Origin of the sequence: Agrobacterium bohemicum, from assembly GCF_001562555.1 — a bacterium.
GTDB lineage: Bacteria > Pseudomonadota > Alphaproteobacteria > Rhizobiales > Rhizobiaceae > Agrobacterium > Agrobacterium bohemicum.
Map to the genome: position 1 here is coordinate 252,094 of NZ_KQ961024.1, position 14,109 is coordinate 266,202.

The following is a 14,109-nucleotide window of genomic DNA, read 5'->3' on the forward strand; positions in this document are numbered from 1 at the left end:
TACTGGATTTAAGGCCCGTTTGGGCGCGAATTAGCACAAGGCTTTTTCAGCCGCGATGCGTGGAAGGAGCAAGATTATGGACGCCAAGACCTCTCATATTTCCAAGGGTATGCCGGACGCGAACGTGAAGTATCGCCCATACCCTGTGATCGATATCAAGGACCGGACATGGCCCTCGAAAACCATCGACAAGGCACCAATCTGGTGTTCGGTGGATTTGCGTGATGGCAACCAGTCGCTGGTTAATCCCATGGGGCATGATCGCAAGGCGCGCATGTTCAAGCTGTTGCTGGAAATGGGTTTCAAGGAAATCGAGATCGGTTTCCCATCCGCTTCCCAGACGGATTTCGACTTCGCGCGCTGGTGCGTGGAACAGGGTGGCGTGCCGGAAGACGTTTCCTTGCAGGTGCTGGTTCAGTGCCGCCCGGAACTGATTACCCGCACCTTCGAATCGCTGGAAGGTGCCAAGAACCCGATCATCCACTTCTACAATTCCACCTCCGAATTGCAGCGCCGCGTGGTGTTCGCCAAGGACGTGCCTGGTATCAAGCAGATTGCGGTCGATGCGGCCAAGATGATCACCGATATGGCCGCCAAGGCCGGTGGTGGTTACCGCTTCGAATATTCGCCGGAAAGCTTCACCGGTACCGAGCTGGAAGTAGCACTTGAGATATGCAACGCGGTGGTTGAGGTTGTGAAGCCCACGGCGGATAACAAGCTGATCCTGAACCTGCCTTCGACAGTGGAGATGGCCACGCCCAACATCTATGCCGACCAGATCGAGTGGATGTGCCGCAACATCGACAACCGCGAAAACGTCATCATTTCGCTGCATCCCCACAACGACCGTGGCACCGGCATCGCCGCAACAGAACTGGGCCTGATGGCGGGCGCCGACCGCGTGGAAGGCACATTGTTCGGGAATGGCGAACGCACGGGTAACGTGGACGTCGTCACGTTGGCGCTGAATATGTACACGCAGGGTGTCGATCCTGAACTCAATTGCCGCGATATCGAACACATCAAGTCAGTCTACGAGTACTCCAACGAGATGACGATCCCAGAGCGCCACCCTTATGTCGGTGAACTGGTTTATACGGCGTTTTCCGGCTCGCATCAGGACGCGATCAACAAGGGCATGAAGGCGATCAAGGTTGCCAATCATCCGGTGTGGGAAGTGCCTTATCTGCCCATCGATCCGAAAGATGTCGGGCGCTCCTACGAGGCGATCATCCGCATCAATTCGCAGTCCGGCAAGGGTGGCATCGCCTATATTCTCCAGCAGGATTACGGCATCAACCTGCCGCGCAATCTGCAGGTGGAATTCCGCGAGGAAATTCAGCGCATTACCGATGAAGAAGGTGTAGAACTGCCCGCCAAGCGCATCCACGACCGCTTCATCGAACAATATGTGACGCAGCCCAACGCCCGCATCAAATTTGTGGATCACCACACCTATCCGGCTGGTGACTTCCGGGGTGTGCGCGTGGTTGCCGCCGAAATCACCGACAACGGCGAGATCAAGCGCATCGAGGGCAAGGGAACCGGCCCAATCGACGGCTTCATTAACGCTCTGTCGACCTATCTCGGCATTGATCTGTCGGTCAACGATTACTCAGAGCACTCGCTGCAACACGGTTCCAACGCCTCGGCCATCGCCTATGTCGAGATGGAGCATCCTGGCGGCAAGCTGTTTGGTGCGGGTATCAACACGAACATCGTGGCAGCTTCGCTGGAGGCGATCGTATCAGCTGCCAACCGTGTGTTGGAGGAGCGGGCAGCAAAGGCCTGACCTGAACGTCACCCCTGTCGACCTCAGCAGATGCACTCTGCTGAGGTCGAAGATTTTACAGAGACTCATCGAAGACATCTATCTTGGGAGCATTCACCATTGCAGTCGGGACTGGGTGTCGTCAGCGATTTATCTGCTCCCGTTGCGTCTGGGTGGATCAATCTCGCTTCCGGAATGGAAGGTTGCGAACGGATAGAGGCCTTCTTCTCAGGCCCTGCCTATCAGCCACATCGGCATGATACCTATGCGATAGGCCGCACAATATCCGGCGTGCAGCGGTTTCAATATCGCGGCGAGGGGAGTGCCGGGGTGCCCGGGACGGTCATGGTGCTTTATCCAGACGAATTGCATGATGGGCAGGCAGGCACGGAGGATGGCTTCCATTATCAGATGATCTATCTGGACCCGCTTCTTGTACAGAATGCCTTGGGGCATGGTCATGCACTGCCATTCATTCCCGCTGGCGTCACGAGCAATCCGCAGTTGCTGAAGGCGATTGATCGCATTTTTGCACATATCAGCGAGCCGCTGGAGACCTTGCAGTTCGATGATGCGATCTACGAAATCGCTGCAGGGCTGAAAGCCGCCGGGCCTCCCAGTGGCAGGCGAGGAATTTCGCTGCCCGACTACCACGCGGCGGATAAGGCTCGCGATTATCTTCGACATTCAAATGGTCAGGTGGTTTCCCTTGAGCAACTGGAAACGCTTACCGGGCAGGATCGTTGGAAGTTGTCTCGCGATTTCAGGACAGTGTTCGGCACCAGCCCTTACCGTTATCTGACGCTACGTCGTCTGGATCATGCCAAGGCGCGTATTGTCGAGGGGCAATCACTTGTTCAGGTCGCGTTGGATGTCGGATTTGCCGACCAGGCGCACCTGACCCGGCATTTTCGTAACACCTTCGGCATGACGCCCGCTCAGTGGCGCAAGATGACGTTGACCCAACGCTGATTTGCACGATCGTTCAATATTGCCGACAGTGATGCGCTTAGATTGCTCCTATTCAACCAAGGAGCAATCGAACGATGGAAAAACAATATCAGTCTGTCAATTTCGCGGACAAACTCTCAAAGATAACAGCCTTTTGGCAGCCGCGCGTCATAGCCGAAATGAACGATTATCAATTCAAGATCGTGCGCATCGAGGGAGATTTCATCTGGCATGACCACCCGGAAACGGACGAGACGTTTATCGTCCTAAATGGTCAGTTGCGGATCGATTTTCGCGACGGCACGGTATCGATTGGTCCGGGCGAAATGCTTGTCGTTCCCAAGGGTGTGGAGCACAAACCCTATGCGGAACATGAGGTCCATCTGCTTCTGATCGAGCCGCGTGGTGTTCTCAATACCGGGCACACAGGCGGGGATCGCACGGCGCAAAACGACGTTTGGATCTAATCGTCTTTGCTGTGGAGCGTCGGGATTTTACTCGACGCTCACTCTTCCTCGCTTTGCTCCACCGGATTGCTGAAACCGAGCGGTTTACCGTTGTTGTAGAATACCCGCACGTCCTCCAGCTCCACGCCGGTACCTTTTTCGTTGAGGCCAAAGCGTTCGCAGGTCACGTTCCATGTGCCGGGGCCACCGTCGATGTGGAAAAGGTTGTACCCCGCGCGCGGTTTTTTGCCACCGGGGCCTTGGCTGGTTGAGGCGATGCAGACGACAGGCGTGTGGTCGCGTCCGCGATGGGTGTTGAGCCAGTAGACGGTGTTGAGATGCGTGTGGCCGTGCAGAACAAGTTCTGCGCCGCCCGTGCCAATGGCTGCGGCAAAGCGGCGAATGCCGATCATGCGTTTGTGCGTGGCCGCCGCGCCCCGGATTGGCGGGTGGTGGATCATCACCACACGAAACAGGCCCTGTTCACCCGCCTTGCGCAGCAATTCCGCCGTCGCGCGCGCCTGTCTGCGGCCGAAATAGCCGGTGGCGGAAAAGGGCGGGGTGGCAATGGATGTCGAGCAGCCGATCATGGCGACCGGTCCGCGCACCCGCATATACGGAAAAATCTTGCGGTCTTCGTCCCAGTTTTCCTTGTCGCCATCACCACGCACGAAGGGATACCAGGCAGCCATCGCCTTGTCATGCGCGCCGGGAACATAGGCGTCATGATTGCCCGGCACGACGGAGACCTTCAAAGGATCGCCAATTTCCTCCAGCCAGTCAGCTGCGGCGCGGATTTCAATTCCGGTTGCCAGATTGACCAGGTCACCGGTGATGGCAATGTGGTCTGGCGCCTTACTTTCCATATCATCGACCACCTTTTCCAGCGTATCGCTGAAAAGGTGCTTGCGGCGGTTAAGACGCCAGTTCACAAAGCCGAGGATGCGCTTGGATGCAAGCTCGCGGAAGGTGAGCTTGGGCAGCGGGCCGAGATGGATATCGGAGATGTGGGCAAGTGTGAACATGCGTTCAGACATAATCTATCCATGTTGGAGCGTACAATGCGAAACCTCGATTTTTCAAAGGGATAAGCGCTGACGTCGAAGTGTGAAGCAGTATCTGGTGTATTCGGTACAAGTTGACGGAGAGTTGAGACTTGAGTGACAACCATGGGCGGGGCGAAGGGTTCCGGCGCGTGCTTCGGAATGTTGTCAAACGTTTGCTGCACACGTTTTTCTTTTGGAGCCGAGGCATGACGATGGGCGTCCGCGCCGCCTGTTTCGATACGCGGGGCTATGTGTTTCTGGTTCGGCATACCTATGTTCCGGGCTGGCATATGCCCGGTGGTGGTTTGGAGCGTGGCGAGACGGGGTCGCAAGCGCTTCACAAGGAAATCCGTGAGGAGGGAAACCTCTTCGCCACATCCACGCCGCAGCTTATCCATGTTTATTTCAACAACCGCACCAGCGACCGCGACCATGTGATGTTCTATCGCCTCGAGGTGACGCAGACCGAAGCAAAGGTGCCGGACCGCGAAATTAGCGAAAGCGGATTTTTTCCGCTGGATGCGTTACCCGATGGCACGACGCCCGCCACATGCAGGCGGCTTGCGGAGTTGGCAGGCAAGGTGCCACCGGATGATTACTGGTAGCGTCAGCGCAACCGTTCCCGATCATGCGCTCTTTCCAGTTCGAGTTCAGGGCCGATGGGCACAATACCGGTCGGGTTGATGGTCTTGTGGCTGCGGTAATAATGTTCCTTGATGTGGCGGATATTGACCGTCTCCGGTATGCCTGATGTCTGGTAGAGATCACGCAGATAGCCAGTCAGGTTCGGGTAATCGTGGATGCGGCGAATGTTGCATTTGAAATGGCCGACATAGACGGGGTCGAAACGAACCAATGTGGTGAACAGCCGCCAGTCCGCTTCCGTCTGCTGCGAGCCGAGCAAGAAGCGCTTGTCGACTAGGCGCTCTTCCAAGGCGTCCAGCGTCTCGAAAATCTTGATAGCGCTTTCCTCATAGGCTTCCTGGGTGGTGGCGAAGCCCGCCTTGTAGACGCCGTTGTTTACGGTGTCGTAGATCTGGTCGTTGAGGGCATCGATCTCGGCGCGCAGGGCTTCGGGGTAATAATCCTTCGTTGATCCGGTCAGGTCATCGAAAGCGCTATTGAACATGCGGATGATGTCCGCAGATTCGTTGGAGACGATGGTGTTCTGCTGCTTGTCCCACAAAACAGGGACGGTAACACGACCGGAATATTGCGGGTCTGCCTTTGTATAGACCTGCCACATGGCCGAAGAGCCGAAGAGATGGTCCTCCGTTGCGCCCGGCGTGCGCTCATCTGCCGGTTTGAATTCCCAGCCATTTTCCAGCATCAGGGGATCGACCACCGAAACGGAAATGAAGTCTTCCAGCTTCTTCAGCTTGCGGAAGATCAGCGTGCGGTGTGCCCAGGGGCAGGCCAGGGAAACATAGAGATGGTAGCGATCTTTCTCAGCCTTGAAGCCGCCTGTACCGGAAGGGCCGGGCTCGCCATCTGCCGTCACCCAGTTGCGAAACTGCGAGGCGCTGCGCTTGAAGTGGCCCTTGGTTTCCTTTGTGTCGTACCAGACGTCTTTCCAAACACCTTCCACCAGCATGCCCATCGTGCTCTCTCCTTTGTATTGCTACAAACACTGTAGGTCATGACTTTGCGGAAAGTTAACCCCAAAGGCAGTGAACAGTGCGTTCGTCTCATCCTCACATCATTGAATGAGTTCAGTGCAGGATTTGTTCTGGACGGCTCCTAATTTTACTGATATCCGCGTTTATCACAATTCTGAGGGAATTCTGCTTTATGACCGCAACACGGATGCTCCGACGACGCTGACGCTTCGAACGCCCTAACCGGCGCAGCCGTCACATCGTCCTATCCGTATTTAACGTTCCGGTCCCTTCATGTCCAAGCACGAACTGGTCTACCTCACCGAAGACGCGTCTCATGACGCCATCATCGAACTTATCAATGCAGAAGCTTTTGGCCCAGGCCGGCACACCCGTGCCGCCGCGCGAATCCGCGAACAGGGACCACACGACCGGTCGATTTCCTACATCTGTGCCGATGATGGAGAGACGATCGCTTCTGTTCGTATGACGCCGGTTCTGGCCGGTGGCGTCAAAGGGCACATGCTTGGGCCTCTCGCCGTGCGTCCCTCCCACAAGAATCTCGGCATCGGCCGTGAGCTGGTACGGATTGCGATTGCTGCGGCGAAGCGCAAGGGTTCGGAGGGCGTCATCCTGATCGGCGATCCGCCATATTATATGCCGTTGGGTTTTGAGAAGGTGGCCTATGCAGCGCTGGATTTCCCCGGTCCGGTCGATATGAACCGGGTTCTCATTGTTCCGCTGGCCGCTGACACGCACGAGCGGTTGACGGGCAAGATTGCATGGCGCAATTGCGAAGAGGCTATCGTTTTCGAAGACGCCATTCCCGCACTTCTTCTCGCAGTGGGCTGATGGCTTTGCAATCAATCAAAGCGAATGTAAGTTTTCCGCGATCAGATAAATGATTTCTTCAAATAACTCAGTGACTCCATGCCGCTGAAATTCTCGATCGCGCCGAAAATTTCGTAGCCGCATTTCTGATAGATCGCCAGTGCCTCCGGGTTCAACGTGTCGATGTAGGCGCCCTTGCATCCGCGTTTGCGGGCTTCGTCTTCCGCTATGGCAAGCAGTTTGGGTCCGAGGCCGTTGCCACGGAGGGTTTCGGGTATGAAAAGCAGCTTCGTATAGAGCCAGCCGCGGGCGGTGTGACCGCAGAGGCCACCGATGACGGTACCGTCGTCATCGCGCAGGGAGATGACGAGTTCTTGCCAGTCACTGGGGCCGAAACGGTCGATATTGTAAGCTTTGAGGGCGGAAAATATCGCCGCTTCGCTGTCTTTGTCGGCCGTATGACTGATGGTGATATCAGGTTCCATTACCGGCCTTCACGCCACCAGAGCGCGGAAAATGCCATGAGCAGGGCGGCGAGGCCTGCGAAACCGGCAAAGAGCGGCAGCGTGTTGACGCCTTTCAGCACGGTTTCATCCGTCAGGCGAATGAGCATGCGGTCATTGTCCGCCACGCGCACATCGCCTCGCACGGGCAGGATATCCGGCAGCACGACGCGGCCATCATCGTTGACCACACGATGTATGCTGCCCTTCGTGGCATCGACCACCGGTTTCAGCGGCTCCGTGGTGGAGATCATCGCCTTGAATTCCGGTGCATCGACGGCGCCGACATGGACCAGTGTGGTGAAATCACCGTTGGTGATTTCGTAGAGGCCGGTTTCGTCCATGCGGCGTTCGATTTTATAAAGACCCGGCTCCGTTTGCGTGAACGCCATCGTCTCGGTCTTGCCGGTGGGGAATTTGACCGTGGCATTGCCGGGGTTATCGCCAATAGTCTGGCGGGTGATTTCCAGCGTGCGGCCGTTGGCGCGTGCCGTCAGCGCCTCTTCCTCAAGCTCCGGTTCCTTCATCAGCCAATGGGCGATGCGGCGGTAAAGACCCACATGCGGGCCGCCGCCTTCAAAGCCACGCGCCCAGAGCCAACCCTGATCGGACAACAACATGGCAACGCGGCCTTCTCCCTGACGGTTCAGAACCAGAAGCGGGTCCTGTCCGTCGCCCAGCATTACGGTCTGGCCCTGCGGTTGTTCGACGCCGACAGTGCGGAACCAGCGACCCCATTTCGGGGGCTCTTCGCCGGAGCCCTCCAGGCCGCGCGTGACCGGGTGTTTCTTGCCTGCTTCGGATAGCCGCGGATAAAAGGCCGATTGATGCATCTCTCCGGTTGGCTGCGCGGGCAGCACCGAGGCGAGCGGCGTCATGGCGATGGAATCCTGCCCAGCATGTTCTGGACCGGCGGCAATCAATAGTGCGCCGCCCTTTTCGACGTATTGGGCGATGTAATCATAATAGAGGATCGGCAGCACGCCGCGATGCTGGTAGCGGTCGAAAATGATGAGATCGAAGTCCTCGATCTTGTCCACGAAAAGTTCACGCGTCGGGAAGGCGATCAGTGATAACTCGTTGATGGGTGTGCCATCCTGCTTCTCCGGCGGGCGCAGAATGGTGAAATGCACCAGATCGACGGACGTATCGGATTTCAGCAGGTTGCGCCATGCGCGCTCCCCGGCATGGGGTTCGCCGGAAACCAAGAGAACACGCAGGTTCTGGCGAATGCCTTCTATGACATGAACGGCGCGGTTGTTGCTGGCGGTGACTTCCCCCGGAAGCTCCGCCACGGAAAATTCCATGACATTGTTGCCGCCACGCGGAACCTTGAAGCTGAAGGGCAGGGGCTGGCCGGGCGTGGCCTCTAACCTGGCGATTTCTTCGCCGTTCATTTTGACTGTGACCTCCGCCTGGCCTGTCTGCGCACGACCATCATCGAAGACACGCAAGGTCAGTTCCTGCTGCTCGTTGACGATGCCGAAGCGTGGTGCGCGAACGACCTCAATGCGGCGGTCGAACTCCTCCGCCCGACCCGTGATCAGGCCGTGGATCGGCGCTTTGAAGCCGAGCGTCTGCTCGATATTGGGCGTTACATTCGGAATGTCATGGATCTGGCCGTCACTGAGTAAAATCGCGCCGCCGACGCGCGACGGCGAGACGTCGGATACTGCGGCGGCCAGCGATGAGAACAGGTTGGTTGCGGGAGCATCGCTATTCGGATCGTTCTCAACGTCCACGATACGCGGCTCGATGCGTGGGAAGCGGGCGAGCCGCTCTTTAAGAATTGCAAGCGCCTGATCCGTCTGTTCCGGGCGCTGCTGCACATCCTGGCTCTGAGAGCGGTCGACAATGACAGGAACGATGGTGGAAAGTGGGTCGCGTTCCTCATTTGTCAGAAGAGGATTGGAGATGGCCAGCAGAAGGGCGGCCAGTGCCAGGCCACGCAACCAAGCGCCGCGCACATCGCGCCATAGCCCTATGATGGTAAGCACGAAGGCGGCGGCGGCGAGAATGCCGATGACGATCCACGGCAGGAACGGAGCGAAGGTCAGTGTCATGTTATTGCCCCAACCGCTGGAGGATATCGGGCACATGCACCTGGTCGGCTTTGTAGTTGCCTGTCAGCATATACATCATGATGTTGACGCCGGTGCGGAACGCATGTTCTCGCTGCACCTCATCCGGCGGCACGGTGGGTAGTACCGGTGCGCCGTTGGCATCAATGGCCCATGCGCCTGCAAAATCATTGCCGGTGATGATGATGGGCGAGACGCCGTCGCCGGAGGATGAAATGCCAGAGGTCGTTTTGGCCGCATCCTGTCGTGATTCCACCCAGAGCGGGCTTCCCGCATAGCGGCCCGGAAAATTATTCAGCAGATAGAAGGACCGTGTGAGGACGTGATCCTTCGGCACGGGTTCCAGCGGCGGAATATCGACATTGGCGAGGATTTCCTGAAGGCGCTGGCCGCTGGCGCTGGTGCCGCCCATGTTTTCGGCAGACGAGAACTGGTCGCGCGTATCGAAAAGCACCGTCCCGCCCGCGCGCATATAGGCGTCGACCCGAGAGATCGCGGCAGTGGAGGGCATAGGCGCTGTCGCGGAAATCGGCCAGTAGATGATGGGGTAGAAGGAAAGCTCATCCTTGGAGATATCCAGCCCCACAGGCTGGCCCGGTTCCAGCGTAGTGCGCCATGTCATGAATTCGGTCAGGCCCTGCAAACCTTGCTCCGAGATGCGGTCCACATCATCCTCACCGGTGCGGACGTAGGCCAGATGTGTCGTGTCCAGCCGCTCGAAAATGGCCTCGTCACCCGGTTTCGGGTCGTCGGCACGGGCCGTATTCGGCGAGAAAACCGTCAGGCACGCCGTAAAGGCAAGCAGGATGGCCGCAGCTGGTGAACGGCCACGAGGCAGGCGTGAAAAGACGCCATTCATGAAGAGAACGATGAGAGTATCGGCAAACAGCATCAAAAGGGCCGCGATGAAGAGGGCGGGGCGCAGCGACCTCGCGGCCTCTCCAACAAGACCTTCACGGGTCGTTGCCGGTCCCGCCAGCGCGGTGTCGATCGGGCGCAGCGTCGCATTCGGTGGCAGCAGATTGAGGGCGACGAAGCCGGATTCGGTGCCGTAAAGACCGGGCGGATTGTCAAAGCTGGCGCGGGGAGGCTGGCCCGGCTTTGTCTCAAGCGGACGGGCGGCTCCGATTTCCGGCGACAGTGCACCTGTGGCAGTCAGCAAGCGGTACGGCGGCAAGGCTGCAGCAGGTGCGTTGGCGGAGGCAGAAGAGCCGCCGACTTGCGAAAGCTGAACGATACGGCGCAGCATTTCCACGAAATGGCCCGAGATCGGCAAATCCGACCAACTGGCTTCGGCGCTGACATGGAAGAGAACGATGCGACCCGCATCGACGTTGCGGGTGGTCACCAGTGGCGTACCGTCGGCAAGGCTTGCCCATGTGCGCTCCGCCAAATCAGGTGTGGGTTCGGCCAAAACCTGCCGCTTGATGTGGATGCCATCCGCTTTCGGCATGCCAGCAAAGGGGCCAATGTTAGGGAAATCCGCAAGCGGCTGTGGCTCTGCCCAGGACAGGGCGCCGCCTAGAGAGCGTTCGCCTTGCCGCAACGTCACTGGCACCAGTGGGTCATCGGCGGGAGCCGCAGCAAGGCGTGGCCCCGCAAAACGGATCAACGTGCCACCGCGTGACAACCAGCGCTGGATGGGCGCATAGGTTTCCTGTGGCAGGCGACCAATATCGGCCATGACGATCACAGACGGATTGGACTGCAGCAGTTCGGGAATGGCGACGGCAAGGTCTGCCTGCCGTTGCGGCACCAGATCGACATAGGGCTGAAGCGCGCGGCTGATGTAGAAAAGCGGCTGGAGCAGCGGCTGGAAGTCGTTGCCGGTTTCGCCAGCCAGCAGTGCCACACGACGACGACGGAAGCCATCATCCAGCAGGTGCACCGAGCCTGCGGTGGACAGCCGGTCGACGGACAGGCGGGCAAAGTCGTTTCGAAGTTCAAAGGGCGCGCTCAAGACAGCAGTGGTTTCCGCCGCACCGGGGGCGAAGGTTGCGTTATTGCTGGCGAGAATACGGCCTTGACTGTCCTGCGCGTTGATCATGAGGTTGGCGGGGCCGGTAGTATCGAGACGGGAGAGCGAAACGGTCATGGTTTCAGCGCCGTTATCAGCGCCTGTAATCGCCGCAATGGCCTGTCCATCGCCTTCTACAACGCGAAACTCCGAGGATTTCATATCGGACAGACTGCTCAGCGCCGTCTGGTCGTTGGGTGTTGCTACGCCATCGGTAATATAGGCCAATGTACCGGGCGCTGCGCCGCTCATGGCTTCGCTGACGGACTGGGCAGCACGAACGCGATCCGGCACCAGAGGTTGCGGCTTGGCGGCAGCCAGTTTTTCCAGTGCCGCAGCCGTCGTGCCGGGTTCTGCATCGTGGTCGCGGTCTGCGGTGAAGGTGATGGAAACGGGGCGTTCGGCCCGCTCTGCATCACCGATCAGGGCCTGCGCCGTGCGCACACGGCGGTCCCAATCCGGTGCTGACGCCCAGCCATTATCCACGATCAGCACCAGTGGACCGTCGCCTGCCAGCGTGTTGTTGCGTGGGTTGATGACAGGATCGGCCAGCGCGAAGATGACAGCTGCGGCGAGTAGCATGCGTAAAAGCGTCAGCCACCACGGGCTTTTGGAGGGTGTTTCTTCACGCTTCAGCACTGTTGCTAGAATGCGAAGCGGCGGAAACACTTCCGCCTTGGGGCGCGGCGGTGTCAGCCGCAGCAGCCACCAGATGGCGGGCAGCGCCAGAAGGCCGACGAGAATAAATGGGCTGGTGAAAACGAAGGGCAGGGCGCTCATGTCATGCCTCCGTTCTTGCTGGTAGATGGCGCGCCGGACAGATACATGTGCATGGCGACGAGTGCTTCGGATGCGAGATGATCCGTGCGATGGAACACGAAATTCCAGCCCAGGCGGCGAAGCGAGGACGACAACGCATCACGTCGTGCGAGATAGGCGCGGGTGTAGTCATCGCGAATGGTTTCGGCACGGCCGGATGTCAGCTTCTCGCCGGTTTCAGGGTCGGAAAATTCGGTACGACCGCTATAGGGGAAGATTTCTTCAGCAGGGTCGGCAATTTCCACCACATGGCCGCGCATGCCGCGCCGGGCCAACGGCGATAAGCGCTCCATGATGGTTGTGGCTTCATCCAAAAAGTCCCCAATGACCACGAGATCGCTGGAACCGCGGATCATCGCCGTGTCAGGCAATCCGGTGGTTGCGGGTGCATGCATGATGGCGGTTGCGAGGCGCTCGGCGGCATTGCGCGCCGACACTGGCTCCATAATGCCTGGGCAGCCGATCCGCTCGCCGGATCGCGCCAGAATTTCCGCCAGCGCCAGCATCAGCACCAGCGCACGGCTTTCCTTGGAAACGGAACCGAGCGTGGACTTGAACATCATCGATGGCGAGAGATCGGCCCAAAGCCAGATGGTGTGGGCCGCTTCCCATTCCCGGTCACGGACATAGGTATGGTCGTCGCGGGCAGAGCGGCGCCAGTCTATGCGCGACAGGCTTTCGCCGTCTGCGTAAGGTCGGAACTGCCAGAAGTTTTCACCGATGCCGCGTTTGCGGCGGCCATGCCAACCGGCGGTCACGGTGTTGGCGATGCGTTTCGCTTCCACCATGCAATCCGGCACCAGAGCGGCACGCTGTCGCGCACGGGCAAGCACGTCGTTACCATGAGTCTGCTCTACGATCTGGCCGATGGATGCCACATGCACTCCTTATCCGACCTGATGGTCAGTGTTTCGCCTGTTCCACGAGGCCGGCGATGACGTCGCGAACCGACATCCCTTCTGCGCGTGCCGCAAAGGTCAGAGCCATGCGGTGTTCCAGAACAGGCTCCGCCAGCGCGTAGATGTCGTCCAGTGATGGCGCAAGACGGCCTTCGTAGAGCGCACGGGCGCGGGCAGTCAGCATCAGCGACTGGCCAGCACGAGGGCCAGGACCCCATGCAACAGTCTTATCCGTCAACGCATTGCCATGGCCGGGGCGTGCCGAGCGCACCAATGCGAGGATGGCATCCACCACCTTGTCGCTGACAGGCATCTGGCGAATAAGCGTCTGTATTTCGACAAGACGATCCGCCTCGATCACGCGGCGCGCTTCGCCCGACGCCGTGCCTGTCGTGTCGAGCAGGATTTGACGTTCGGCGGCAAGATCAGGGTAATCGACATCCACCTGAAGCAGAAAGCGGTCGAGTTGGGCTTCCGGCAGCGGGTAGGTGCCTTCCTGCTCCAGCGGGTTCTGGGTGGCGAGAACGTGAAAGGGTTTGGGCAGGTCGAAGCGCTGGCCAGCGACGGTAATGTGATATTCCTGCATGGCCTGCAGCAGAGCAGACTGCGTGCGCGGGCTGGCGCGGTTGATTTCATCGGCCATCAACAGTTGGCCAAAGATTGGTCCCTTGATGAAGCGGAACGAGCGGCGACCGCTCTCGTCTTGGTCCATGACTTCGGAGCCGAGAATATCCGATGGCATGAGGTCCGGCGTGAATTGGATACGGTTGGCGTCCAGGCCTAAAACGGTACCAAGCGTCGTAACGAGTTTGGTCTTGGCCAGACCCGGAACGCCCACCAGCAATGTATGGCCACCGGAAAGAATGGCGAGAAGCGTGTTCTGGACCACTTTTTCCTGACCAAAAATGACCTTGGAGACTTCCGCCCTGATGGCGGCAATATCTGACAGCGCTTTTTCGGCAGCGGCGATGATCGCCTTTTCGTCGAGGGTTTCGCTGGTATTCATAACGCCCATATCGCTCTCCTCAAAACTCTGCCGCCGCTCACGTCTGCTGCCAGTCAATAATCGAATACAGGACGGATTTCGCGCTGCCTATAGCTTATTGCCATACTGCCCGCTGACAAGCATCCTTCGAATGACTATCTC

General features: G+C 58.6%; 12 protein-coding genes. 5 read left to right on the forward strand and 7 right to left on the reverse strand.

The features are described 5' to 3' along the window. Window positions 1-76: 76 nt before the first annotated feature. The 3 genes from leuA to ATO67_RS04400 all read left to right on the forward strand — a co-directional run bounded on the left by leuA (window position 77) and on the right by ATO67_RS04400 (window position 3,189). Window positions 77-1,792 carry a 2-isopropylmalate synthase gene (gene leuA / locus ATO67_RS04390; RefSeq protein WP_067644910.1) on the forward strand — a complete coding sequence of 572 codons (1,716 nt, stop codon included), beginning with the start codon at window positions 77-79 and terminating at the stop codon, window positions 1,790-1,792. A 99-nt stretch (window positions 1,793-1,891) separates the two neighbouring features. Further along, complete coding sequence (locus ATO67_RS04395) at window positions 1,892-2,743, forward strand: AraC family transcriptional regulator (protein ID WP_210176104.1); 852 nt, start codon at window positions 1,892-1,894, stop codon at window positions 2,741-2,743. 74 nt (window positions 2,744-2,817) lie between these two features. Then, entirely contained in the window at window positions 2,818-3,189 is a 372-nt protein-coding gene (locus tag ATO67_RS04400) for a cupin domain-containing protein (protein ID WP_067644913.1), read from the forward strand. Between the two features lie 38 nt (window positions 3,190-3,227). Here the strand turns inward: ATO67_RS04400 and ATO67_RS04405 are convergent, their stop codons facing one another. Next, window positions 3,228-4,193, reverse strand: a complete 966-nt coding sequence (locus tag ATO67_RS04405) for a metallophosphoesterase family protein (protein WP_067645602.1) — start codon at window positions 4,191-4,193, stop codon at window positions 3,228-3,230. Between the two features lie 227 nt (window positions 4,194-4,420). Between ATO67_RS04405 and ATO67_RS04410 the strand changes: the two genes are divergently transcribed. After that, the gene (locus tag ATO67_RS04410) at window positions 4,421-4,819 is read left to right on the forward strand and encodes an NUDIX domain-containing protein (RefSeq protein ID WP_082760153.1); all 399 of its coding nucleotides are present in this window, start codon (window positions 4,421-4,423) and stop codon (window positions 4,817-4,819) included. Between the two features lie 2 nt (window positions 4,820-4,821). On the opposite strand, the gene ATO67_RS04415 is transcribed toward ATO67_RS04410, so the two are convergent. After that, window positions 4,822-5,814: a glutathione S-transferase family protein gene (locus ATO67_RS04415; RefSeq protein ID WP_067644916.1), complete on the reverse strand. Its 993-nt coding sequence runs from the start codon at window positions 5,812-5,814 to the stop codon at window positions 4,822-4,824. 292 nt (window positions 5,815-6,106) lie between these two features. Here ATO67_RS04415 and ATO67_RS04420 point away from each other — a divergent pair, with 292 nt between their 5' ends. Further along, the gene (locus tag ATO67_RS04420) at window positions 6,107-6,664 is read left to right on the forward strand and encodes a GNAT family N-acetyltransferase (RefSeq protein ID WP_067644919.1); all 558 of its coding nucleotides are present in this window, start codon (window positions 6,107-6,109) and stop codon (window positions 6,662-6,664) included. A 41-nt stretch (window positions 6,665-6,705) separates the two neighbouring features. Here ATO67_RS04420 and ATO67_RS04425 read toward each other — a convergent pair whose 3' ends face one another. From ATO67_RS04425 to ATO67_RS04445, 5 genes are read right to left on the reverse strand one after another with little or no spacing between them, the layout of a single operon-like run. Further along, window positions 6,706-7,128 carry a GNAT family N-acetyltransferase gene (locus ATO67_RS04425; RefSeq protein ID WP_067644922.1) on the reverse strand — a complete coding sequence of 141 codons (423 nt, stop codon included), beginning with the start codon at window positions 7,126-7,128 and terminating at the stop codon, window positions 6,706-6,708. After that, window positions 7,128-9,209 (reverse strand): hypothetical protein, encoded by a 2,082-nt coding sequence (locus tag ATO67_RS04430; protein ID WP_067644924.1) that lies wholly within the window; start codon window positions 9,207-9,209, stop codon window positions 7,128-7,130. Before ATO67_RS04430 ends, ATO67_RS04425 begins: the two co-directional genes overlap by 1 nt. A gap of 1 nt (window position 9,210) precedes the next feature. After that, a complete protein-coding gene (locus tag ATO67_RS04435; RefSeq protein WP_067644927.1) occupies window positions 9,211-12,024 on the reverse strand; it encodes a DUF4159 domain-containing protein in 2,814 nt (937 codons plus the stop codon). Continuing rightward, entirely contained in the window at window positions 12,021-12,941 is a 921-nt protein-coding gene (locus ATO67_RS04440) for a DUF58 domain-containing protein (RefSeq protein ID WP_067645604.1), read from the reverse strand. Before ATO67_RS04440 ends, ATO67_RS04435 begins: the two co-directional genes overlap by 4 nt. Before the next feature lie 25 nt (window positions 12,942-12,966). Further along, a complete protein-coding gene (locus tag ATO67_RS04445) occupies window positions 12,967-13,977 on the reverse strand; it encodes an AAA family ATPase (RefSeq protein ID WP_067644930.1) in 1,011 nt (336 codons plus the stop codon). Window positions 13,978-14,109: the final 132 nt, after the last annotated feature.